The organism is Corynebacterium sp. HMSC069E04 (assembly GCF_001813175.1).
Lineage (GTDB): Bacteria > Actinomycetota > Actinomycetes > Mycobacteriales > Mycobacteriaceae > Corynebacterium > Corynebacterium aurimucosum.
In genome coordinates this window covers 106,833-128,443 of sequence record NZ_KV811687.1, presented here as the reverse complement: position 1 = coordinate 128,443, position 21,611 = coordinate 106,833, and the positions used below count along the sequence as shown (strand labels likewise).

General features: G+C 59.5%; 21 protein-coding genes and 1 tRNA gene. 3 read left to right on the top strand and 19 right to left on the bottom strand.

What is annotated here, in order from left to right; translation table 11 throughout:
- Window positions 1–3 precede the first annotated feature (3 nt).
- The 6 genes from secF to ruvC all read right to left on the bottom strand — a co-directional run bounded on the left by secF (window position 4) and on the right by ruvC (window position 5,942).
- Window positions 4–1,167, bottom strand: a complete 1,164-nt coding sequence (gene secF / locus HMPREF2896_RS08915) for a protein translocase subunit SecF (RefSeq protein ID WP_070644894.1) — start codon at window positions 1,165–1,167, stop codon at window positions 4–6.
- A gap of 2 nt (window positions 1,168–1,169) precedes the next feature.
- Window positions 1,170–2,963: a protein translocase subunit SecD gene (gene secD, locus HMPREF2896_RS08910; protein WP_210388765.1), complete on the bottom strand. Its 1,794-nt coding sequence runs from the start codon at window positions 2,961–2,963 to the stop codon at window positions 1,170–1,172.
- A gap of 246 nt (window positions 2,964–3,209) precedes the next feature.
- Window positions 3,210–3,542 (bottom strand): preprotein translocase subunit YajC, encoded by a 333-nt coding sequence (yajC, locus tag HMPREF2896_RS08905; RefSeq protein ID WP_070719211.1) that lies wholly within the window; start codon window positions 3,540–3,542, stop codon window positions 3,210–3,212.
- A gap of 39 nt (window positions 3,543–3,581) precedes the next feature.
- Window positions 3,582–4,667, bottom strand: coding sequence for a Holliday junction branch migration DNA helicase RuvB (gene ruvB, locus HMPREF2896_RS08900; RefSeq protein WP_070719285.1), 1,086 nt, complete (start codon window positions 4,665–4,667; stop codon window positions 3,582–3,584).
- A gap of 15 nt (window positions 4,668–4,682) precedes the next feature.
- Window positions 4,683–5,291: a Holliday junction branch migration protein RuvA gene (gene ruvA, locus HMPREF2896_RS08895; protein ID WP_070446796.1), complete on the bottom strand. Its 609-nt coding sequence runs from the start codon at window positions 5,289–5,291 to the stop codon at window positions 4,683–4,685.
- 39 nt (window positions 5,292–5,330) lie between these two features.
- Entirely contained in the window at window positions 5,331–5,942 is a 612-nt protein-coding gene (ruvC, locus tag HMPREF2896_RS08890; RefSeq protein ID WP_070446956.1) for a crossover junction endodeoxyribonuclease RuvC, read from the bottom strand.
- Between the two features lie 141 nt (window positions 5,943–6,083).
- Between ruvC and HMPREF2896_RS08885 the strand changes: the two genes are divergently transcribed.
- A complete protein-coding gene (locus HMPREF2896_RS08885) occupies window positions 6,084–6,779 on the top strand; it encodes a nitroreductase (protein WP_083276479.1) in 696 nt (231 codons plus the stop codon).
- A 5-nt stretch (window positions 6,780–6,784) separates the two neighbouring features.
- On the opposite strand, the gene HMPREF2896_RS08880 is transcribed toward HMPREF2896_RS08885, so the two are convergent.
- Both HMPREF2896_RS08880 and HMPREF2896_RS08875 read right to left on the bottom strand, forming a co-directional pair.
- Window positions 6,785–7,540 (bottom strand): YebC/PmpR family DNA-binding transcriptional regulator, encoded by a 756-nt coding sequence (locus tag HMPREF2896_RS08880; protein ID WP_070446794.1) that lies wholly within the window; start codon window positions 7,538–7,540, stop codon window positions 6,785–6,787.
- Between the two features lie 139 nt (window positions 7,541–7,679).
- Window positions 7,680–8,546 carry an acyl-CoA thioesterase gene (locus HMPREF2896_RS08875; protein ID WP_070644900.1) on the bottom strand — a complete coding sequence of 289 codons (867 nt, stop codon included), beginning with the start codon at window positions 8,544–8,546 and terminating at the stop codon, window positions 7,680–7,682.
- Between the two features lie 118 nt (window positions 8,547–8,664).
- Here HMPREF2896_RS08875 and HMPREF2896_RS08870 point away from each other — a divergent pair, with 118 nt between their 5' ends.
- Together HMPREF2896_RS08870 and HMPREF2896_RS08865 are read left to right on the top strand one after the other, a co-directional pair.
- Window positions 8,665–9,147, top strand: a complete 483-nt coding sequence (locus HMPREF2896_RS08870) for a DUF3817 domain-containing protein (protein WP_070644902.1) — start codon at window positions 8,665–8,667, stop codon at window positions 9,145–9,147.
- The gene (locus HMPREF2896_RS08865; RefSeq protein WP_246824013.1) at window positions 9,131–10,387 is read left to right on the top strand and encodes a DUF2029 domain-containing protein; all 1,257 of its coding nucleotides are present in this window, start codon (window positions 9,131–9,133) and stop codon (window positions 10,385–10,387) included. The genes HMPREF2896_RS08870 and HMPREF2896_RS08865 overlap by 17 nt, the downstream gene beginning before the upstream one ends.
- Before the next feature lie 13 nt (window positions 10,388–10,400).
- Here HMPREF2896_RS08865 and HMPREF2896_RS08860 read toward each other — a convergent pair whose 3' ends face one another.
- The 11 genes from HMPREF2896_RS08860 to HMPREF2896_RS08810 all read right to left on the bottom strand — a co-directional run bounded on the left by HMPREF2896_RS08860 (window position 10,401) and on the right by HMPREF2896_RS08810 (window position 21,540).
- Window positions 10,401–10,859, bottom strand: coding sequence for a hypothetical protein (locus tag HMPREF2896_RS08860; protein ID WP_070644906.1), 459 nt, complete (start codon window positions 10,857–10,859; stop codon window positions 10,401–10,403).
- A complete protein-coding gene (locus tag HMPREF2896_RS08855) occupies window positions 10,860–11,960 on the bottom strand; it encodes a glycosyltransferase family 4 protein (protein ID WP_070446789.1) in 1,101 nt (366 codons plus the stop codon). It lies immediately after the preceding gene.
- 18 nt (window positions 11,961–11,978) lie between these two features.
- Window positions 11,979–12,881: a phosphatidylinositol mannoside acyltransferase gene (locus HMPREF2896_RS08850; RefSeq protein WP_070719205.1), complete on the bottom strand. Its 903-nt coding sequence runs from the start codon at window positions 12,879–12,881 to the stop codon at window positions 11,979–11,981.
- A gap of 63 nt (window positions 12,882–12,944) precedes the next feature.
- Window positions 12,945–13,580, bottom strand: coding sequence for a phosphatidylinositol phosphate synthase (pgsA, locus tag HMPREF2896_RS08845; protein ID WP_070446787.1), 636 nt, complete (start codon window positions 13,578–13,580; stop codon window positions 12,945–12,947).
- Window positions 13,573–14,151 (bottom strand): ATP adenylyltransferase, encoded by a 579-nt coding sequence (locus HMPREF2896_RS08840; protein WP_070446786.1) that lies wholly within the window; start codon window positions 14,149–14,151, stop codon window positions 13,573–13,575. The genes pgsA and HMPREF2896_RS08840 overlap by 8 nt, the downstream gene beginning before the upstream one ends.
- Window positions 14,152–14,194: 43 nt before the next feature.
- Window positions 14,195–16,258: a threonine--tRNA ligase gene (gene thrS / locus HMPREF2896_RS08835; protein ID WP_070719202.1), complete on the bottom strand. Its 2,064-nt coding sequence runs from the start codon at window positions 16,256–16,258 to the stop codon at window positions 14,195–14,197.
- A gap of 93 nt (window positions 16,259–16,351) precedes the next feature.
- Complete coding sequence (locus tag HMPREF2896_RS08830; protein WP_070719200.1) at window positions 16,352–17,623, bottom strand: Dyp-type peroxidase; 1,272 nt, start codon at window positions 17,621–17,623, stop codon at window positions 16,352–16,354.
- A 66-nt stretch (window positions 17,624–17,689) separates the two neighbouring features.
- A complete protein-coding gene (locus HMPREF2896_RS08825; protein ID WP_083311474.1) occupies window positions 17,690–18,346 on the bottom strand; it encodes a copper chaperone PCu(A)C in 657 nt (218 codons plus the stop codon).
- A gap of 76 nt (window positions 18,347–18,422) precedes the next feature.
- Window positions 18,423–19,010: a copper resistance CopC family protein gene (locus tag HMPREF2896_RS08820; protein ID WP_070719198.1), complete on the bottom strand. Its 588-nt coding sequence runs from the start codon at window positions 19,008–19,010 to the stop codon at window positions 18,423–18,425.
- A gap of 188 nt (window positions 19,011–19,198) precedes the next feature.
- Window positions 19,199–21,289 carry a vWA domain-containing protein gene (locus HMPREF2896_RS08815; RefSeq protein WP_070719196.1) on the bottom strand — a complete coding sequence of 697 codons (2,091 nt, stop codon included), beginning with the start codon at window positions 21,287–21,289 and terminating at the stop codon, window positions 19,199–19,201.
- Between the two features lie 175 nt (window positions 21,290–21,464).
- Window positions 21,465–21,540: transfer RNA gene (locus HMPREF2896_RS08810), tRNA-Gly, on the bottom strand.
- Between the last annotated feature and the right edge of the window lie 71 nt (window positions 21,541–21,611).

The window sequence follows — 21,611 nt, the reverse complement described above, 5'->3', positions numbered from 1 at the left end:
GGCTTAGCGCCCAGGGCGCCAGGACGCCCCACCGGACTCGTCGCTACGCGGCCCGGATTCGGTCTGTGTTGCGGCTGGTGCAGAAGCTGCGGCCGGGGATGCCACGGTGCGTGTTGCCTTCGGCGCATCCTCATCCTCTGCTTCTGCAGTCCACCCCTCGGCGCGGTAGGCAGCGACCACCTCATTGTGCTTCTTAACGCTCTTGCGCTGATTCGACAAGGTCACCAGCAACGTGGTGGCCAGGAAGATGGAGGAAAAGACACCTTCAATAACGCCAATGAACTGAACCAATGCCAGATCGCGCAAAGTACCAATGCCCATTAACCACACGGCGACGATGAACAGCGCGATGATAGGCAAGGCCGAAATCACCGAGGTGGAGATGGAACGCATCACGGTCTGGTTGACAGCCAAGTTAGTGAGCTCGGCGTAGGTCTTCTTGCGTTGGCCTTCCAGCCCCGTTGTATTCTCATCCACCTTGTCGAAGACAATGACGGAATCGTAGAGGGAGAAGGTCAGGACTGTCAGCAGACCGATGATGACTGCCGGGGACACCTCGAATCCGAAGAGCGCGTAGATGCCCGCGATGAAGACACCGTCAAAGATGAGCGCGAGGATAGCGGCAAAAGCCATATCGCGCTGCAGGCGGACCGCCACATAGATGGTAGCCAGCACGAGGAAGACCGCCATGGCAATAACCATGCGTTGGGTGATCGATGAGCCCCAGGATTCCGACACCGTCGAGGAGCCAATTGCATCCGGGCTGGGCTTGCCGTTGTCATCCTTGACTTGGTAGGTCTCAAAGATAGCCTGGCGGGCTTGGTTAACCTCATCCTGCGACAGGCGCTCGGAGGTGATCTCCAGAGTCTCCGAAGAACCGGCGCCCACAATCTGCACCAGCTCCGGAGTGACACCGGTGGCTTCCGTGAAGGTTTCTTCTACCTGTTCAGTAGAAAGATCGCCTGCAGGCATGTTGAGCTTCGTGCCGCCCTCGAAATCAAGGGACAGATTGAAGCCGCGAAGTACGATAGCCAGGATCGAGGCAATAAGCAGCACGCCGGCGATGGTGTACCAGGTCTTAGCCCGGCCCACGAAGTCAAATCCACTGCCGTCCACATAGAGACGGTCAAAACGGGAAATCTTGCGGTTAGTAGTTTCGACAGCCATGGTTACTTCTCCTCATCCGTAGCAGTAGCGACGGGTTTCTTGGCCGGTTTGGCATAAAAGCCGCGTTCACGGCGTTCCTCCACAAGGTTGTAAATACCGCCTAGGCCGTTCATCGACGGCTTGGCAAAGGCTGGGCGGCTACCAAGAAGCTGCATGAGCGGTGCCATGATCAGGAAGGATACGACGAGGTCGAAGATGGTGGTGAGGCCCATGGTGAAGGCAAAGCCCTTGACGGCGCCAATGGACAAGAAGTAGACCACGACGGAGCCGATGAGAGTCACGGCCTTACCTGTGACAATCGTTGCTCGCGAACGCTCCCAACCAGTGCGGGTGGCGGAGCGGAAGGTACGTCCGCTCAAGAGCTCATCCTTCATACGCTCGTAGTAGACGACGAAGGAGTCAGCGGTGGCACCAATACCGATGACCAAGCCCGCCATGCCGGAAAGATCAAGCGAGTAACCGATCCACCGGCCCAGCAGAACCAGTGCGCCATAAAGCAGAACGCAGGTAGCGATGAGGACCAACAGAGCCACCGAAGACAGGGCACGGAAGTAGTAGATGGAATACAGCGAAACCAGGATGAGGCCCACGATGCCCGCGATGAGCGCTGCCTCAAGAGCTGCCTTGCCCAGCGATGGCGGAACGGTTTCTACCGTGCCCCCCGGCTCGCCGTTAGCGCCGGTAAAGGACAGTGGGAGCGCACCATAACGCAGGTTATTGGCCAAGTTCTGGGCCTCCTCCTGCGTGAAGTCACCGGTGATGGAAGTGGCAGAACCAACCGGGGTCGGGCCTTGGATTACCGGCGCGGAAATCACGGCGGAGTCGAGGGTGATAGCCACCTGCTTCTGGAGGTACTCCTGGGTCAGGGTAGCCCAGGTTTGCGAACCATTGGGGCCATCGCCGGTCTTGAAGGCGAAGTTAATCTCCATCTGACCAGTCTGGGAATTGAGCCCGCCTTGAATCGGGGCGTTGTTATCAATCTCGTTACCGGTCAGGCGAGTTCCGTTCGGATCTTCAATGCCGTCCAGCAGCGGAGCCGGGTTAAGAATATAGGGCTGCTGATTCGAGTAATCACAAGCCACCAAGGGCTTTGCAGGGTCGTCGGTACCTGCCAGCGGATCGGATTCCGCATCACAGGTCATCAGTCCCAAGGCTGCGGTCTGCACGGTGGGGTCTTCGGACTGGCGGTCCTTGAGCAGAACCTCAGTAACCTTGTCGCGGCGCTCAGTTTCCTCAAGGGAGTTCGCTGGGTCCGGAAGCGGCTTTTCGCTCACAGTCGGAGCCGGTGACTTGTCATCCTTCTCCTCGTCCTTCTGATCGCCGCCCTGGGCGGCGTCGGCACTCTGGTTGAGTGCCTCATGGATGGAGGCCAGCGACTGATCAGCATGCTCCGGAGTTACCACCCCGTACTTAACCCACCGGTTAGCCATATCCGTCATGGTCTTCTCAAGCTTGCCCATGTCTGGCATCGGCTGCTCGCCCACTGGGCGGAACAACAGCTGGGAGGTTTGGCCCACGGCCTGCGCCTGGGAGGCATCTTCACCGGGGACGGTAATGACCAAGCTGGAGCCACTGATGACGACCTCAGAACCGGACACGCCCATGCCATTCACGCGCTGCTCGAGGATGGTGCGCGCCTGCTGCAGCTGTTCCTGGGTGGGGTCTTCGCCCTGCGGCACCAGGGTTACGCGGGTTCCGCCCTGCAGGTCAATGCCGAGCTTGGGTGTTGGTGACTTATCACCGGTCAAAAATATCAGCGCATAAACCACGATGACAATGAGCGCGAAAAACGCCATCGCACGCTTGGGCCATTGCCGTTGACGGCTGCTAACGCCACCACGTTTCGAAGCGGACACAAAGATCTCCTGTGTTGTGAGGAACAGGGCTAAAAATCATAGGTCATGGCAGCAACCGCCGCGCACGCACTGGGCGCCGCGGTGCCTCCATGACTAAAGCACAGTCCACCATGGTACGTCATGGACTGTTGTTTTCCTTAACAGACTTAAGGTACGCGCCCGCACTGTGACGAGCGCAACGCAATCTTAGAGTTTCGGGAAGCGCTCGTCGTTCTCGTCCTCCGTCTCCACTGGCGCATCAGTGTTTGCGCCGGCTGCGTCAGCGGAGCGAACGATGGCCATCGTGTCGAAAGTCATCACCGTGCCGTCCTTCACCTGCAGATCAACCTGCTCGCCGCGGGTTGCGACGACGGTGCCGTGGAGGCCGCCGGCAGTAATCACTTCCTGTCCCGCCTTCAGCGAGGATTGGAGCTTTTGCATCTGCGCCTGGCGCTTGCGCTGCGCTCGCATCGACATGAAGCTCGGCAAGATGACGAGGATGGCGAGAACAAGGAGAAGAAGAAGTTGAGTTCCGTTCATAAAAGGCCAGTGTGCCAGACCGCCCTACCTCCGGGCCAATTAAAAAAGGGTCCCGCCAACCGCTCCCTCGGGCGCCTCCAGTCCTAGGTGTTGCCATGCGGCGGCTGTTGCCACACGGCCGCGGCCGGTTCGTGAGATCATGCCGGCACGCACGAGATAGGGCTCACAGACCTCCTCCACCGTCGATGGTTCCTCGCCCACCGCGATGGCTAGGGTATTCACTCCTACGGGGCCACCGCCGTGGCCTTTGATCAAAGCCCCGAGCACCGCGCGGTCAAGACGGTCCAATCCGCGCTCATCGACGTCGAAGACCCGCAGCGCTGCCTGGGCAGCTGCAACATTAATATGTCCATCCCCGTTGACTTCGGCATAGTCTCGGACTCGGCGCAAAAGCCGGTTGGCAATACGCGGAGTGCCACGCGAGCGGGAACCAATCTCTACCGCGGCATCCTGATCGATGTCCACCTCCAGAATCCGCGCTGCACGGCTAATTACCCGGGTGAGATCCTCAGTACCGTAATACTCCATCTGCGCGGTGAAACCGAAGCGATCACGCAACGGACCAGTCAGCATGCCCGCACGAGTTGTCGCTCCTACCAGTGTAAAAGGCGGGATTTCCAGCGGGATGGACGTCGCTCCTGGGCCTTTGCCCACGATGACATCGATGCGGAAATCCTCCATTGCCATGTAGAGCATTTCCTCAGCTGGGCGGGCGATGCGGTGAATTTCATCGATGAAGAGCACATCCCCCTCCATCAGATTCGACAACATCGCCGCTAGATCCCCGGCCCTCTCCAGCGCTGGGCCCGAGGTCATACGCAAGGAGCTTCCCAGCTCTTGGGCGATGATCATCGCCATGGTGGTCTTGCCCAGCCCAGGCGGGCCGGAGAGCAATACGTGGTCCGGGGTGACACCACGGTTTTTCGCGCCATTGAGCACGAGCGATAGCTGCTCGCGCACCTTGGGTTGGCCAATGAATTCATCGAGGGACTTCGGGCGCAGCGAGCGCTCAATATCGTGCTCGCCCTGTTGCTCTGTGGCGTCCACATCCTGGTTACGCTGCGGGGGCGAGCTTAAATCCATCCCCTCCGGAAGCTTAAATTCAGTGCGTTCTACGTCTGACATGTCACCCACTCTCCCCTATTTCTTGGCGCCAAGCTGGCTCAGCGCTGCGCGCAGCACCACCGGCGTCGCCGCATCGGGTTGCTCTGCCGCCACGGATTCCACCACGGGGCGGGCCATTTTATCAGTAAAGCCCAACCCAATAAGAGCCTCAACGACATCCTCAACCACCGGCCCGGCGGCAGCCGGGGCAGCAGCCGAGAGATCCGCGCCTTCTGCCGGGGCGAAAGCCTTGACCTTATCTTTGAGCTCCAGAATCAACCGCTGTGCAACGCGTTTTCCCACTCCCGGGATTTTCTGCAAGCGTGCGGCCTCCTCCCCCGCAATCGCCTGTGCCAAATCGCCCGCGCTCATCACGGACAGAGCAGCTAGAGCCAGTTTTGGCCCCAGCCCAGAAACCGTTTGGAGGACGTGGAACATATCGCGGTCATCCTGACTGGTGAAGCCGTACAGCGTCATCGAGTCTTCCTTTACCACGAGCGTGGTCATGATCCGCGCTTCCTCGCCACGCTGTAGGGTTCCCAGCATGGCCGGGGTGGCCAGGACCTTATAGCCCACGCCAGCGCATTCCAGCACGGCATGATCAAGCTGGATGTCTAGGACGGTTCCGCGCAAAGATGCAATCATTAATAGGGTTCCTTGGTGTGAGTGGTTGTGCCAGTTAGCTTAGGAGGTCGTCTTCGCCGCCCGGGAGACGGATGCGGTACGCGGCGAGGTGCCGCGTACTCCGCTCGTTCGTGCCCCGGCCCCGACGCCAGCGCTCGCATCACCGCCGGTCATCCATGCCAGGGCTGGCGCACGCCAGCAGTGACACACGGCTAGGGCTAGGGCATCCGCAGCGTCGGCCGGCTTAGGCGCCTCACTGAGCCCCAAGATTCGAGTAATCATGGCAGTCATCTGCTTCTTATCAGCACGTCCATTGCCTGAAATTGCCTTCTTGACTTCGGAAGGGGTGTACATGTGCACCGGAATATCCCGCTCTGCTGCGGCAAGGACCAATACCCCAACCGCGTGCGCGGTCTGCATCACGGTTGAGACTTGACCGCGTTCGAATACGCGCTCGAGGGCCACAACATCCGGCTTATAGTCATCCATCCATTCCCGGACTGCCACCGATAGTCGCTTCAGGCGCTCCCCTAAGTCCTTGTCGCTGGGGGTGCGGACGACCCCTACGGCGATGGGAATGACCCCACGCCCACGACCGGCTTGGACAACTGACAGACCGCAACGCGTCAGACCGGGATCAATGCCCATGACGCGCAACCCCTCCAAGTTCACGGCCGCCTCCTCGCCCTTGTTGCACGCGCCCTTGTGAAGCGCTTGTTTATCTAGGAACAGTGTACACACATGTGTTCTAGTCTAGGCAGTCCCCCAAGCCGCTTACTCGCCTCTCCTACTGCGCGGCGTAGAGTGGCGCGCATGTCTCAACATCCTAATGACTATTCAGAGTTTATCCGTTCCCGCCATTCACCGCGCGCATTCCTTCCGGAGCCGCTCCCCGCTGATGTCATAAAGCAGGTGCTTATCGACGCCCGATCCGCCCCCTCCAATTCCAATACCCAACCATGGAATGTGCACCTCGTCGGCGGTACGGCACTGCAAGAACTAAGCGCTGCTCTCATATCCGAATTCGATAAGAACGGCATCAACCCAGACTTCACGATTGATTACGGTCAAGGCGTTCACCCGCAGCGCTCTCAGCAACTGGCAGCCAAAATGTATGGGCTCCTCGGCATTGCGCGTGAAGATAAAGAAGCCCGCACGGAATTTATCCGTGAAAACCTTCGCTTCTTCGGTGCCCCGCACACCGCGCTGCTTTTCATTCCCCCGATGGGTGACCGCATCCGTGCCGCTTTTGACCAAGGCACCTATGCGGAGAATTTTTTGCTCTCGCTCCAGGCGCACGGCTATCACGGCGTCCCGCAGGGCATGATTTCGCTGCTCGCCCCAACCGTCCGTGAGTTCCTGGGCGTGGACGAGGATTACAAACTCGTCACCGCCCTAACTTTCGGCGTAGCAGACCAGTCCAGCCCCGTGTTCAAGACTGCCCCGGGCCGCGCACCATTGTCAGAGACGGTGACTGCTCATGGCATGGAAGGCCTCGAGCTCGACTAGCCTTCTTAGTCCTCGTCCAGCTCGGCGAGGACCTCTTCGCTTAAGTCCATGTTGGTATAAACGTTCTGGACATCATCCGAATCCTCGAGAGCATCGATGAGGCGGAAGATCTTGCGGGCATCATCTGCCTGCAGCGGCACCTCAACGGAAGCACGGAAGTCGGTATCGGTGTCATCGACCTCGATATCGGCAGCAACGAGCGCCTCGCGCACGGCAGGAACATCGCCCGGTGCGCAGGTGATCTCGAACTTCTCGCCGTTGTCATTGACCTCTTCGGCGCCGGCCTCGAGGACGGCGAGAAGGATGTCATCTTCACTGAGTTCGCCCTTCTCCACCATAACCAGACCGGTGCGGGAGAACATATATGCCACGGAACCGGACTCGCCGAGGTTGCCGCCATTCTTAGACATCGCAGTGCGGACGTCCGTCGCCGCACGATTACGGTTATCCGTCAGGCACTCGATGAGCATGGCCACGCCGTTCGGGCCATAGCCCTCGTACATCACGGTTTCCCAATCGGCACCACCGGCCTCTTCGCCGGAACCGCGCTTGCGGGCGCGCTCAATGTTGTCGTTGGGAACGGAGGCTTTCTTAGCCTTCTTGATCATGTCATCGAGGGTGGGGTTGGCTGCAGGGTCACCGCCGCCGGTGCGTGCTGCCACCTCGATATTCTTGATCAGCTTGGCAAATTCCTTGCCACGCTTGGCATCGTTCGCCGCCTTCTTGTGCTTCGTTGTTGCCCATTTAGAGTGGCCTGCCATGTCATCCCTTTCGATGTGGCTTAAAAGACTTGTGTGGAAACTGTTGTAATTATACGGCCTCAACGAGCCTCCACCTGCACAGGGGCTGCATCCCGCCTGCATCCACAGCAGAACCCACTGGAGAAAAGTGTTTTAGGCGTTAGAGATTTTGCCAATTGCCATTGGCACTGGAGACTTCGCTGTCGGGATGCAGGGTGCGTGTCAGCCCCTCCTGCACCGCCACGGCCAGTAGCTCGCCGCGCTGATTGAAAATCTTTCCTTGGGCAAGCCCCGTACCAGTTTGTGCCGAGGGACTGGACTGTGAATACAGCATCCACTCATCAACCCGCACTGGTCGCAAGAACCATAGCGAATGGTCCAAACTTGCTAGCTGAATCTTTTCGCCTTGGTGCGGCAGAAGCGCCGTGCGAATCAGCGTCATGTCAGACATATACAACAACGCTGCCTGATGGAGGGACTGCTCGGGGGTGGTAGCAAGCAGTTCACCGGTATTGCGGAACCAGATATTCCTAAACCCGGCCCCGGTGGTTTCGGCGGCAACAGCATCACGGTCTGCGTCCGGAACAAGCCGCACATCCCAGTCTTCCCACTCTTTCAAAATGATGCGGGTGGAATAAGGCGAGCCCTTAATGCTCTCCGGTGTCGGCACCTGCGGCATCGCAGCCTGGTGTTCAGGGCCACTGTCCCCAGACACGTGGAAACCAGCGCTGAGCATAAAGATCAAACGATCCTCTTGAAAGACACGCACATGGCGGTGCACAAATGAGCGCCCATCCCTAACCCGCTCGACTTGGATGGTGGTGGGTGCGCTCGAATCGCCCGGCCCCACGAAGTAACAGTGCAGGGAGTGCGCTAACTTGCCCTCTACCGTCAGCTGCGCTGCCCTCAGCGCTTGCGCCATAATTTGTCCGCCGAAGGTGCGCTTAATCCGCGATGGAACCACAGGGGCGCGGAACTCATCTGTGCCGATCCGCTCAATATCGACCGCCTGGGCCACCGATGCCATGCCCTACTCCCTTCCTTTAGCGTTGTGGCCTACGCCGTGTTATGGCGCCCGCCACACCAACCTCGACCATCCTACTCACATGCTGATCCACGCCCAGAGGTTGCGTACTATATTCCGCATGACTTCCACCACCCCGCACAGCGTGCACCGCGTGGCCGCTTACCTGGAAATGTTCACGTGGGCCCTACTGATCTTCTCGATGATCCTCAAATACTCCGGCGCCACCGAGGCACTCACCCCCATTGCGGGAGGTATCCACGGCTTCGGTTTTCTCTGCTTCTTGCTTATGACGGCGCTGGTATGGATCAACAACCGATGGTCACTCGGCGTGGGGATTCTAGGCTTGGTAGTCACCGTGATTCCCTTCGCGGCCTTGCCTTTTGCAGTGTGGGTTTCGCGGCGCGGACTCGTCGCCGGCCCATGGCGGTTTAGCGATGACGCTCAGCCACGGGGATTCTTCGACAAGATCCTGGCACAGGCCATCCGCCACCCAGTACGCACCGCAATCATCGCGCTGTTCGTTGTAGCTGTAGTCTTTAGCGTTCTGCTCATGTTGGGTCCGCCCGTCGATGTCGAGTCCACCATTGAAAACAATCGCTAAGGCTCCCAGCATCTGGGCCGGCTGGGTGCTGGCACGTCTTTTCCTTATCTACCTACTCGTCAACGAGAAGGGACCGCTGGGGGACGTTCGGTACTACCTGGAGGGCGTCTATGGCCCGAACCCGAGCGACATGATGGAATATCCCCAAGTCGGCACGTGGCCAAGCGTCCTGCTTGCACGGCTTACCGGCTATAACTTCGAGCGCTATGCCGTCGGCTTTACCGCAATGGTGCTGCTTGCCGACGCCACCTTCCTCGCCCTTCTCCTGCGCCATCACCGGACCACCCCAGGGGCGTATAGCGCTGGGTGGTTCTGGGTGTTCTTCGGCACCGCGGCGGGCCACGTATTCGCATGGCGACTCGATCTTTATCCTGCCTTGCTTGTCGCTGGCGCGGGCGCGCTTCTGGCTACCCGCCCGAGACTTGCCTCGGTTTTGTTGGCTTGGGCCACCGCCGCGAAACTGTGGCCGGGGGTCCTCGCTGCTGGGCTTGTCGGGCGAGCAACCTCTCGCGATACCTGGCAGCGACTAGCCGTGTTCTTTGGAAGTCTCGTTGCCCTGTGCCTCGGCGTGGCTGCAATGACCAGCGTGGATCGAGTTCTCTCCCCATTGACCTATCAAGGAGAACGCGGCCTCCAGATTGAGTCTCTAGCCGCCACCTGGTTCGTCTACCAAGCTCATCACCAGCCTGATGTGTGGACGATGGGATACGCGGCCTCGAAAAGCTTTGAGATCACCGGCCCGGGCGTCGACACAACGATTGCGCTGAGCAGCATCGCCATGGGAGCGGCCCTCGCGTGGATCGTGGGAGTGGCACTCGTGCACTTTCTGCGCGGGAATTGGAGCCCGCACTCCTCCCTCGTCTTCTTCATCGCGGCGATTCTCCTTCTCATCGCGACAAATAAGGTCTTCTCCCCGCAATACATCGTGTGGCTTGGGCCGATACTAGCGGTGGCGCTTCGCTCCGCTACTCCCACGGCGGCCACCACCCCACGGAAGGTGGCCGCTGACATTAAAGGGGTACGCGCCATCATGGCGGTGCTCGCTGTAGGAACGGCGGCCTTGGGAACCGTCATCTACCCCTATGGGTATAACTACATCTGGTTCTTTGTGGGCGAAAACCCCAACCCGGTCTACGCGCTCCTGTTGCGCAATCTGCTCATCCTGGCAATGACCGCATGTGCCGTCTACTGGCACCTGCTTGAGTACCGTGTGGCAAGAGCGAATCAGGCGCGGGTGTGACAGGGCGGGTGAATCACACGTCGATCTGACTGAGCTCAAAGTACTCCGGCAATTTCGCGGTTCCTCCCAGACGCAGCAGCTTGACGGCTGGTCGCAGGCGCAGCGCGCGGGTATCGCTGACTGCCTCGTTGTAGAAGCGATGCGCTAGGTGGATGCGACCTTCGGCGTCGGCAAGCACGGGCGGGCGTGACTCAAAGCGCTGCGCAATGGCCGCCGAAAGCTCCCGTTCCCGGGCGGCTCGTTCATCGAAATGCCCTTGCACAAGCTCCGTTGACTCTGCGCGCGCCGCGATAGCCTCAAGCTCAGGAGCCAAGGCACTTATCACTGCTGCGCGGCGATCCAGAGTGGCTTCGAGCTGTGCCAAGGCTGCGTCCGTGCGAATGTGGAGCGAGTTGAGCCGCTGCGCCGTGTACAGCGCCCACATACCTAGTACGAGGAGCACAGCGAGGATGATAACTATCTCGATAGCCATTTATGACACCCGGACCTTTGTGCCATCCGCCACGGTCTCGTATACCTGCATGACGGCTGCGGCCACATGATCCCAGTCGTATTCGCGGGCACGCTCCACCCCCGCCCTAATCAAGGCCTGCCGCTTGTCCGCATTGATCACTAAATCCTGCAACACCCGCGCTAAGTCCGTCGCATCACCGTTCTTAAATAAGGCGCCTGCGGGTTTCTCCGAGTCTGCGTTGCACACCGCGGCGAAGGCCTCCAGATCTGAAGCCACCACTGCGCATCCAGCGGCCATTGCCTCAACAAGAACAATGCCGAAGCTCTCGCCGCCTGTATTGGGAGCCACATAAATATCAGCGCGCCCCAAAATAGCCGCCTTCTCGGCATCACTGACACGCCCCACGAAGTCAACCCCCGGAACGCGTCGCGGGTGTCCCCCGCCCATAACCGTCACCCGGACCGGCTGCGGGAGTAGCGTGAGAGCCTCAAGAAGAATGTCCAAGCCTTTTCGCGGCTCATCGAGCCGGCCCAAGAACACAATCTCAATCTCTGAATCATTCTCTTTATGCTCGGCGCGGGCACGCTCGCGCGCATAGACAGAGGTGTCGACCCCATTAGGGATGAGCACAGGGTCCCCTCCCAACTGCTCAACCTGCCAGCGCCGAGCCATCTCTGAAACCGCAATACCTCCCCGAACCTTTTCCAGATACGGACGGAGGAAAGGCTTAGCCAGGGTCAATGCCAGAGAGCTCGAGGCCGAAGCATGGTACGTCGCTACGATGGGCCCGCGCACCACAGCCAGAGCAGCCATGGAATAACTTGGGGAGTTGGGTTCATGGATATGGAGGATGTCGAAATCTCCCTCGCGGATGAAACGCTTAATATTGCGGCGCACGTGCGGGCCAATAGAGAGACGAGCCACGGATCCGTTATAGGTAATCGGCACCGCCCAGCCACCCTTGCGAACAAAGCTGGGAACCTGCGTGCTCGCCGCTGCGGGCCCGAGTACTTCCACGTGGTGTCCTTGCTCAATGAAGACAGTCGCCAAGTCAAGGATATGAGCCTGAACTCCACCGGGTTCGTCGAAGGAATAAGGGCAGATGATGCCTATGCGCATGATCTGTGTTCTGCCTTTCTACTTCTTCTGGCGAGCGGCTCGCCGCCGCTCCACATCGGCGTTCCAATGCGGCTGCAACATGTGCCAGTCTTCTGGATGTGCCCTGATGTTCTCCGCAAAGCCATCCGCAAGGCGCTGGCATGTCTCCTGCAGGTCAGTGACCTCCACCTCGGGGCTGACCGATAGCCCCCAATCCTTACCGTCAAACCACGAGTGCACGACATGGAGTGCAGCTCCTGTCTCGATGGCCAGCTGGGCGGGGCCGGCGGCAACGTTAGCCTCTTCGCCCATGAAGTCTACCGTCACACCGGTGCGCGTGAGGTCCCGCTCAGACAACAAACACACCACCCCACCGCGTTCCAGAGTGTCCTTCAGACGCGGGTAAGGAGAAGAACTGCCACCGGTCAGTGGCAGGACAATAAAGCCAAGGCTCTCGCGGTAGTCCACGAAGGCGTCAAAAAGCACCTCTGGCTTCAAGCGCTCAGCCACCGTAGTGAAGCCGCCATAGTGCCCCACGCAGAAGACACCCGCCATGTCCCAATTACCGGAGTGCGGAAGCGCAAAAATCACCCCGCGCCCGGAAGCCACGGAGGCATCAGCATGTTCCTTGCCTCGCAGACCTGCCAATAGATGCCTCTGCAGATCCGGATCCGAATGGATAGCAGGCAAACGGAAAGCCTCGAGCCAGTAGCGCATATAGGAGCGCATCGAATCCCGCACCAACTCCCGCGTGACGTTTTCCGCCCCCACGACCCGGCTCAGGTTCTGGCGCAGCTGTTCCATGCCTTGGCCGTTGTCACTTGCCAGATCCGCGCCGCGTTCGAACAGCCAGGCTGCCAGCGGCTGGGGAAGGAAGCGCACAACCTTCCAGCACGCGATGTATGCGGCGGCGGTCAGCCGGTCACGGTCCAGTAGAGCCACGGTTCGGGAGCCTTTCTGTGTGGGCTGAGGGCGCGGTACCTTCCGGTAGAAGAGGGTGTCGGACTAAATGTGCTTCAGTTCCTTCTTGAAACGCGCCTTGGTGTCCTGACGCGCTGCTTGGCGCATGCGCTGGTAAATGGTGAAGACAGAGCCCACGGCCAGCAGCCACAGGGCAACCTCGAGTGCATAAGGCACGCCCAAGCCTTCCAGCCCCACGCCGCCGAGGCCCAAGATGAGGCGCTCGGGGCGTTCGACGAGTCCGCCGACCATCTTAAAACCGGAGGCTTCGCCGCGCGCCTTGACATAAGAAATGACCTGGGAGCTCACGAGCACCACCATGCAGGCGGCGAAGTTGAGAGGGTGGGCGTTATCGACGTACACCATCCAATAGGCGATCGCTGCGAACAAAGCACCGTCAGTGATGCGATCGCAGGAGGCGTCGAGAGTCGCGCCGAAGTTGGATCCGCCGGTGGTCAGGCGCGCCATGGTGCCGTCGAGCATGTCGAAGGCAGCGAAGAGTCCCGACAGCAGCGCCGCCGCAAAGAGGTGATCAAGCGGGATCAGGATAACCGAAATAGCAATGGTGACGATTGTGCCCACGACGGTGACGACATTGGGCGTGAGCCCCACCTTCAGGAAGAGTTTGGCCACTGGGACCACAACCACGGCGGCGGGTTTGCGCCCATGAACACTAAGCATGCGCTTCTCCTGAAATGATTCCCTCAGCGGCGAGCTCCGCCCACCCCTGCGCCAACAGGGACCGGGTGTCTTTGAGGAGCTGCGGCAGCACTTTGACGCCGTCCACAATAGTCATGAAATTTGAGTCCCCGCTCCAGCGCGGAACGATGTGCATGTGCAGGTGCTGCCCCACCGAGCCGCCCGAGGCGCGCCCCAAGTTAAAGCCAGCGTTGACGGCATCGGGGCCGGAGACCTTCTTTAGGACGCGGATGGCGGCTTGGGCAAACTGAAAAAGCTCGCGAGATTCTTCCTCGGTGAGGTTTTCCAGCTCTGATTCCTGACGGTATGGGATCACCATCATGTGCCCGGCGTTATAGGGGTAGAGGTTGAGAACACAATAGACAAACTCGCCACGCGCAACGATGAGCCCGTCCTCGTCCGACATCTGTGGAATCTCCACGAACGGATTATGGGCTTCCTTGGGCACGTCGCCGGCGCCGCCCTCACGCTTGATGTAGCTCATGCGGTACGGCGCCCACAGGCGCTCTAAGCGGTCGGGGGTTCCCAGGCCGGTATCGACGTACTCTCCCACTCTGTGTGTTCTCCTTTTCTAACCTCTACCTAGATGCATCCGCCTAGAAGCGTTCAGCGATAGTGTCCTTAGTCGGTTGCTCGTTGTTGCGCTCACGAACCCATGCTTCAATCACGTTGATTGCTGTCTCTACGGGCACACCGTTGACCTGGGTGCCGTCGAGGAAGCGGAAGGACACCGCGTTGGCATCCACGTCACGCTCACCGGCCAACAGCATGAATGGAACCTTGCCCGTGGTGTGGTTGCGGATCTTCTTCTGCATGCGGTCATCAGAGGTATCCACGTCAGCGCGCAGGCCGCGTGCGCGCAGCTGTGCACAGACTTCCTCGAGGTGCGGGGCGAAGGTATCGGCGACCGGGATGCCCACCACCTGGTGAGGTGCCAGCCACGCCGGGAATGCACCCGCGTAGTGCTCCAGTAGCACGCCGAAGAAACGCTCGATGGAACCGAAAAGTGCGCGGTGAATCATGATCGGGCGCTGCTTGGAGCCATCCGACGCCGTGTACTCCAGTTCAAAGCGCTCCGGCAGGTTGAAGTCCAGCTGCACAGTGGACATCTGCCAGGTACGGCCGATGGCATCGCGCGCCTGAACGGAAATCTTCGGGCCGTAGAAGGCCGCGCCTGCTGGGTCCGGGACCAGCTCGAGGCCGGACTTCTCCGCCACCGACTGCAAGGTAGCCGTGGAGCGCTCCCAAATCTCATCCGAGCCAACGTACTTGTTGGGGTCCTTGGTGGATAGCTCCAGGTAAAAGTCATCCAGACCGTAGTCCTTGAGCAAGGAAATGATGAACTCCAGAACCTTGGTCAGCTCGTCTTCGAGCTGCTCCGGGGTGCAGTAAATGTGCGAATCATCCTGGGTAAAGCCGCGGGCGCGGGTCAGGCCGTGGATAACGCCCGACTTCTCGTAGCGGTAGACCGTGCCGAACTCGAAGAGGCGCAGCGGCAACTCACGGTAGGAACGACCACGAGAAGCGAAGATGAGGTTGTGCATCGGGCAGTTCATCGGCTTGGCATAGTAATCCTGAGGCTGCTTAGTGCAGTTGCCGTCCTCATCCCACTCACCGTCGAGCTGCATCGGCGGAAACATGCCATCCGCGTAGAAGTCGAGGTGGCCGGACTTCTTGAACAGGTCTCCCTTGGTCAGGTGCGGGGTGGACACGAAGGAGTAGCCGTCCGCGATGTGGCGACGGCGGGAGTGCTCCTCCATCTCCATGCGCACGGTGGCGCCATTCGGGTGGAAGACGGGGAAGCCGGAACCAATCTCATCCGGGAAGGAGAACAGGTCCAGCTCAGCACCCAGGCGGCGGTGATCACGCTTTTCGGCCTCTTCGACCATGGTCTTGTAGGACTCCAGGGCCTCCTTGGATTCGAAGGCGGTGCCATAAATGCGCTGCAGGCCAGCCTTGGACTGGTCGCCGCGCCAGTAGGCAGCAGAGGATCGCGTCAGGGTGAAAGCCGGGATGTACTTGGTGGTCGGCACGTGCGGGCCGCGGCAAAGGTCAAACCACTCCACCTCGCCGGTGCGGGGGTTTACGTTGTCATAGTGGGTCAGATCTCCGGCGCCCACCTCGGCGGCCTCATCGGAATCTGGATCCACGTTGCCCTTGTCCTGGACCAGCTCCAGCTTGAAGGGCTCGTTGGCCAATGCCGCTTCAGCTTCTTCGGTGGTGGCGTAGACGTGGCGCTCGAAGCGCTGGCCGCCCTTGATGATCTTCTTCATACGCTTCTCAATGGCCTTGAGGTCCTCCGGGGTGAAGGGCTCAGCGGTCTGGAAGTCGAAGTAGAAGCCATTCTCGATGGCCGGGCCAATGCCCAGCTTGGTGCCGGGGAATTCCGCCTGCACTGCCTGGGCCATGACGTGTCCGCAGGAGTGGCGGATAACGGCGCGGCCGTCTTCCTCGCAGGCAGCAACCGGGGTGAACTCGGCGTCCGTGTCCGGGGTGTGGGAAAGGTCGTAGAGGGTTCCATCGGCGCCGCGGACGACGACGACAGCTTCCGGGCCCTTGTTGGGCAGCTCATGCTCGCGCATCGCTGCTCCCACGGCAGTACCGGCGGGGACCGTGATTGGTTCGTAGTTCACCGGGACTGCTGGAATCATTTCCGCCATGACTTGGTGCGCTCCTTTGCGCTCACGCGCCGCTCGACATACCTGGCCGAGCAGCACTCAACGAGAAAGTTACAGCGGCTTAGTCTACCCCTCTTAACTGCGTATGAGCGATTCGCCCCAGAAGGTTTCGCCTTCAGTTCCGGCCGGCATGTAATACACGGCCGAACCAATGTGGCGAATCCACTCATTGAGGCGATCCGCTTCATCAAGGCGCGCTTGAATAGGCTCGAACTGCGTCGTCGGGTCCTTCTGGTAGCAGATGAAGATCAATCCCGCGTTGCTAAGTTCACCGCGCTGGGTGGTCTCCGGAGTCGGCGGCAGGTTGTAGTTATACGGGCGACGCAAAAGCTTTTGTTCTGGATGCTCTGCCGGCGGATGCGCTCTGGCGACATGCGAGTTTTCATCAATGGCTTTGAGCCCAAACTCGTTGCGGGCATCCAGATCCACCGGGTCGAACTCGTCCTTAGCGCCTATAGGAGCTCCGGTATCGAGCGTGCGCCCAGTCGAGTTCTCACGTGCCGCGCGATCAAGCTGCTCCCATGTGTCCAGGTTCATGTGAATGCGGCGTACCACCATGGCGCTGCCGCCGGCGAAGGGGCCGTCTTCGATCCACACCTGTTCGTTGAAGTCTTCATCGCTTCGGGGATTGACCGTTCCGTCCTTTTGCCCAAAGAGGTTGCGCGGAGTCATACCCTTCGGTGCGGAGCCATAGGCATGGCTGAATCCCTGTTGGATCCACGCAACATCGGCGTAATCTTTGCCCGCGCGGGTCATATGCCGCAATACGAAGGCGGCAGTGAAAGGGTCATCGCTGCAGATCTGCAGGACGATATCTGTCTGGCCCCATTCCGGGCGGAGGTCATCATGGTCAAAAGCCTGGATATCGCGCAGCCAGCTGGGCTTGGCGACGTCCACCGTGTCGAAGAATCCCTCTCCCCAACCGCACGTGACGGTGAGGTTTGCTGGGGTGGTAGACAATTCGGGTTCGAGGCTGCCCAACGGGTTCTCACCGGTGCACAGACGGCGGGCGTCTTCCGTCCACAGGCGCATGAGCGCGGCCGCGCCGCGTGCGGTGGTCCCCTTTTTCAGGTTAAAGCCCACCAGTTCCACGTGCGCTTGGACCGGAGTTTGGATGCCCGCTTGGTGCTTTCCGTCGAAGGCGACGATATCGCCGCCCATGGTCTCCTCGCGGCTGTCCGGACCGGTGCTTCCGGCGTCCCCAGCCTGTGCTGCGCGGGAGGCATCCGCAGATGCCTGTCCAGGTTCATCCCCTTTCGCACAGCTTGCAAGCGCTACCGCGCTTGCCGCCACAGCACTTCCGGCGAGTAATCCACGCCGGCTGACAGGTTCCGCGAACCCGCTCATCCTTGATTTCTCCCTATCTCGTGAGAACCGATTTCTTGCCTACTTTGGCCCAGAGCACGCTGGTTTCTAGTGCGCGTGTTCTTCCTTCTTCACGTCAGACATGTCTGCGGACTCCGAGTGGTCCATGTGCTCTGCATGGTCCATAGATCCGTGGCCCATGTCGCCGTAGTCTTCGTCGCCGGCACCAATGGTGCGCACCGGGATGTCACCGAGCTCGACCGTGGAACCGTCGGCAAGCTCCAGCGTGAGGGTGGCAGTCTCACCGGCCATAACAGGCTCGGTCACGCCCATCAACATGAAGTGGAAACCGCCCGGCGCGAGCTCAATGGATTCGCCGGCAGGGATATCGAAGCCGCCCTCCTTCTCCTGCATGACGCCATCGACAACCTCATGGATCTCATAGTGCTTCGCCTTCACCGAAGAGCTGAAGCCAAGCACGTTGATATCCTTGTCCGTGTTGTTGTGGAGAGTGCCGAAGATAGCGGTCATATCGGAGTCCTCCTCCATGGCGCGCACAACAGCATCCTCGAACGTTACGCCAGACTCAGCGGAGGAAGAAGCCGAAGTACTGGTCTCTGCGTCCTTGTCCTTCTCCGCGCTGCTTGCAGCGCTCGACGGAGCTGCGGCGGAATCCTCTTCGCTCGGGGAGCAAGCCGCCAAGGTCAGGCTGCCGGCTGCGAGGGCCGCCACGGAGACACGGAGGAAAGAACGGGTATTCAGCATGGGACATGCCTTTCTGTAGTAACAGTAGTTAAGGAAAGTACGGATTGACCCTCGCCTCATCGGAGGCTGGTGGTGTTTAGCCTTCTGAGCCTTCTCCACCAGCGCGGCGGGTCTTTGCTCCGAAGGCAAAAAGCGCTGCGCCGACAACGAGAACTGCCCCTACGCCAATGATCCATCTGGCCGCAGCGGGCAAGGAGCTCAGCGGATCCTGAGACTCCTGCGCCTCTTCGCCTTCCTTGGCACCATCAGCAGAAGCATCTGCAGCCTCATGTCCGCCGGCCCCAGAACCCACGCTAAACGGCACGGAACCGAGCGTGGAGTGGCCATCGGAGGAGGTAATGCGGAAACCTACCTGGTATTCACCATCGCCAGGTTCGATGTCCTGAGGAACCTCAACGGTGAGATTGCGGCCATCAATGGTTGGGGTGGCGTCAAAGAGCACCTCGCCGCTTGACTTATCGCTCACGGCAAAAGTATTGAAGTCATCCCGGGGAATACCAGAGAACTCTAGTGTGATTTCACGCGGAAACTCTTCCAGCGGTGCGTCACCCACCACGTTTCCGCCAATGACTGAGTCATGTGCCACCGCTAGCGGCGCGGACAACCCAATCGCAAGGCCCGCGGCCCCAGCGGCAATTCCCGTAGTGACCTGACGCAGCTGCATTTCCCGGACTACTCCTTGATGGTCTGATGAAACTTTTGATTGAAGGCTCCCTCATCCTATCGCCGGGAGGGATCCTCGAGCCAATCCTCACCCCGCGCGAAATGCGCGAGGTTACCAAGTAGTCGTTGCACGCGGCGGAAAAGTTCCCAGTCCTCTCCAGCAGCAAGGTCGTGTTTCTTATAAGACTTCTAGTGGCTACGTCCGCGCAGAAGGATAACTACCAGGATGATTACGGCAACAGCGATGATGCCCAAGGCCGCAGCTAGGAAATAACCGAGAGCGCCAAGGCCGAGGCCTTTATCCTCATCGGCCCTTGCTGCTTGGTCCACATTTCCTTCGTCACCATCACTCTTCGGTGCCTCAGTCTTGTCCTTGACAGGCTCATAAATGGGCCCTTGGATTGGCTCCCCCAACACCTTGGACGTGAGGTAATATTTCATGGTGGCACGTTTGTCAGTGAAATTGCCTTCACTATCCGCTAGATTATTCCCTTTACCTGCATCCAGTGTCACCACGATGTAGTAGTCACCCTCCAACCAGTTCGCGTTGCCATAAGAGGGTGCAGAATCCGAGCTGAAGCGGTTAGTGAAAGCAATAGGGTTTGCTGCCGAGACCGATCCCTCGTCCCCCTCATCGGGCCAGATCAAAGACTCATGCTCTCCAGCTTTCTCACGAACTGGATTGAGGATAGACACATCGAGGCCTGAGTACTGGAGAGCCTTCTTATCCGAAGCCTCTCCAGCTCTAATTGCGGCAGCCAACTGCTGTCCTTCCTTCATGGGGACCTTGTAGACGTGCGCTTCGCCCTGAACAATGTCGGTTTCGATGGCCTGACCGCTGCAAAGCTCCGTGGCATTGTCAAACCAGTTTCCGGGAGCCATCTGTTCAGCATCGTTGGCGTTGGCATGGAGTTCGCCGTCCAGCTCGCTGCTAAGACCACTAACAAGCTCGTCAATGTTGGATACTGGGTCAACACGGTGAAGCAGAATCTCCACGTCGAAAGGTTCATCGGCCTTGTACTGGCCTGCGCGCATCGCCGTCAAGACCAAGTCGCCCTGGCAATTCTTGGAACCGATTTCGTAGGTATAAGCGCTAGCGTTTGCCAAGGCCTCAGATACAGTGCCGGTGTTCGCACTTTCCCAGTCAGCTGTGCAATCATCTGAGCCTTCGTCGCCACCATGCGTACCCGTTGGCGGTTCTGCACCATCGCCGAAAAATGTCTTCAAATACAGGTCGTTCGGTGTTCCCACTGCACCTTCAAGTGTCTTGTACATCGTCGCCACATAGCGCTCACCCGGCTTGACGGGGATCGACCATGACTCAGCATGGAAATCGGAGCGAGATTCCTCGCCGCCGTTCGGTGGGGCATCCAACTCCGCGCGGAAGATGAAGTCCTCACCAGACTCCCAGCGTGGAAGCTGCGTTGGTTGGCTGATGTCTTCGCTGCCTTCAATCTGTTCGACATCGGATTGATAGATGTCCGCGGCGCGCCCTGCTGCCTTCTTGATCATCGCTGCCAATGAGTCTGCATCATCGGCGTCGAGATACTCGCCGCCAGCGGCATCTGCAATACAGGAGAGCTCCTTTCGGGCCTCCTCATCGACGTTAAAACCAATGGTGTTGATGACCAGATCGACGCCCTGCTCGTGAAGCTCTTTGGCCACCTCACATACTGGCGGCGGCGCACAGGTATCGATTCCATCAGAGACAAGCACAATGGTGCCGTGCTGGCCACCCAATTCCTCGGCGGCCTTCTTCAGGGAATCACCAATCGGGGTGTAGCCCTTTGCATGGAGCGCATCGATCGGGCCAGTGAAAGAATCCCCTACATCCTCTTTGGGGCCACTGACCACGTGGATGTCTTGGCACCCTGCTTCCTGATTCTCTGGTGCTTCGTCGACCGTGCCGCCGTAAGTAACAAGACCTAGTGGGATAGTCCCACCAAGCTCAGAGACGAACTTCTTCGTTGCGTCCTTCGCGGCGTCGAGGCGGGTCTGCCCGCCAGCGTCTTGCGCATTCATCGAGCCAGAAGAATCGAGAACAAGCATCGTCGCGCCGCTCTCGGTATCTGCGGCGTCCCCATCGGGGCCGGACTCCGGGTTATTCGTGGTAGCGGCCTCGGAGCTCGGAGCTGTGCTGGACGACACCCCGGTCGGATTCTGCGCAGACGCTGGCACCGCAACGACGGTGAGAAACGCGATGAGTAGCGCTGCGAGAATAGCAAAGACCCCGCGTAACAGGCCCTGCGGGGAAGACGAAGGTGGAGAAAAGGCTTTCATGATGTCTACTTCCTTGAGACGACAAGACTGTGAGAAACATCATAAACAGCTGACTGGAAGTTCTCTCGCTGACGGGGAAGAGCCCCCTCACCCCCCCTTAACCCTTAACCCCCCCCTTAAAATCCGGGAGACAGAAAACTAAGAGTGCCCCTCCAATTTGGAGGGGCACTCGATGTGGAGCGGATGACGAGACTCGAACTCGCGACCCTCACCTTGGCAAGGTGATGCGCTACCAACTGCGCTACATCCGCGTGACGAGCTCTCGCTCGTCGTGGGCTCCTAGTGGAAACCCTGTGCGCGATACTGGGATTGAACCAGTGAC

Coding starts and splice junctions, on each gene's coding strand:
- secF (WP_070644894.1), bottom strand. CDS start 1,167: ATGGCTGTCGAAACTACTAACCGCAAGATTTCCCGTTTTGACCGTCTC.
- secD (WP_210388765.1), bottom strand. CDS start 2,963: ATGGCGTTTTTCGCGCTCATTGTCATCGTGGTTTATGCGCTGATATTT.
- yajC (WP_070719211.1), bottom strand. CDS start 3,542: ATGAACGGAACTCAACTTCTTCTTCTCCTTGTTCTCGCCATCCTCGTC.
- ruvB (WP_070719285.1), bottom strand. CDS start 4,667: ATGTCAGACGTAGAACGCACTGAATTTAAGCTTCCGGAGGGGATGGAT.
- ruvA (WP_070446796.1), bottom strand. CDS start 5,291: ATGATTGCATCTTTGCGCGGAACCGTCCTAGACATCCAGCTTGATCAT.
- HMPREF2896_RS08885 (WP_083276479.1), top strand. CDS start 6,084: ATGTCTCAACATCCTAATGACTATTCAGAGTTTATCCGTTCCCGCCAT.
- HMPREF2896_RS08880 (WP_070446794.1), bottom strand. CDS start 7,540: ATGGCAGGCCACTCTAAATGGGCAACAACGAAGCACAAGAAGGCGGCG.
- HMPREF2896_RS08875 (WP_070644900.1), bottom strand. CDS start 8,546: ATGGCATCGGTGGCCCAGGCGGTCGATATTGAGCGGATCGGCACAGAT.
- HMPREF2896_RS08870 (WP_070644902.1), top strand. CDS start 8,665: ATGACTTCCACCACCCCGCACAGCGTGCACCGCGTGGCCGCTTACCTG.
- HMPREF2896_RS08860 (WP_070644906.1), bottom strand. CDS start 10,859: ATGGCTATCGAGATAGTTATCATCCTCGCTGTGCTCCTCGTACTAGGT.
- HMPREF2896_RS08855 (WP_070446789.1), bottom strand. CDS start 11,960: ATGCGCATAGGCATCATCTGCCCTTATTCCTTCGACGAACCCGGTGGA.
- pgsA (WP_070446787.1), bottom strand. CDS start 13,580: ATGCTTAGTGTTCATGGGCGCAAACCCGCCGCCGTGGTTGTGGTCCCA.
- thrS (WP_070719202.1), bottom strand. CDS start 16,258: ATGGCGGAAATGATTCCAGCAGTCCCGGTGAACTACGAACCAATCACG.
- HMPREF2896_RS08830 (WP_070719200.1), bottom strand. CDS start 17,623: ATGAGCGGGTTCGCGGAACCTGTCAGCCGGCGTGGATTACTCGCCGGA.
- HMPREF2896_RS08825 (WP_083311474.1), bottom strand. CDS start 18,346: ATGCTGAATACCCGTTCTTTCCTCCGTGTCTCCGTGGCGGCCCTCGCA.
- HMPREF2896_RS08820 (WP_070719198.1), bottom strand. CDS start 19,010: ATGCAGCTGCGTCAGGTCACTACGGGAATTGCCGCTGGGGCCGCGGGC.
- HMPREF2896_RS08815 (WP_070719196.1), bottom strand. CDS start 21,289: ATGAAAGCCTTTTCTCCACCTTCGTCTTCCCCGCAGGGCCTGTTACGC.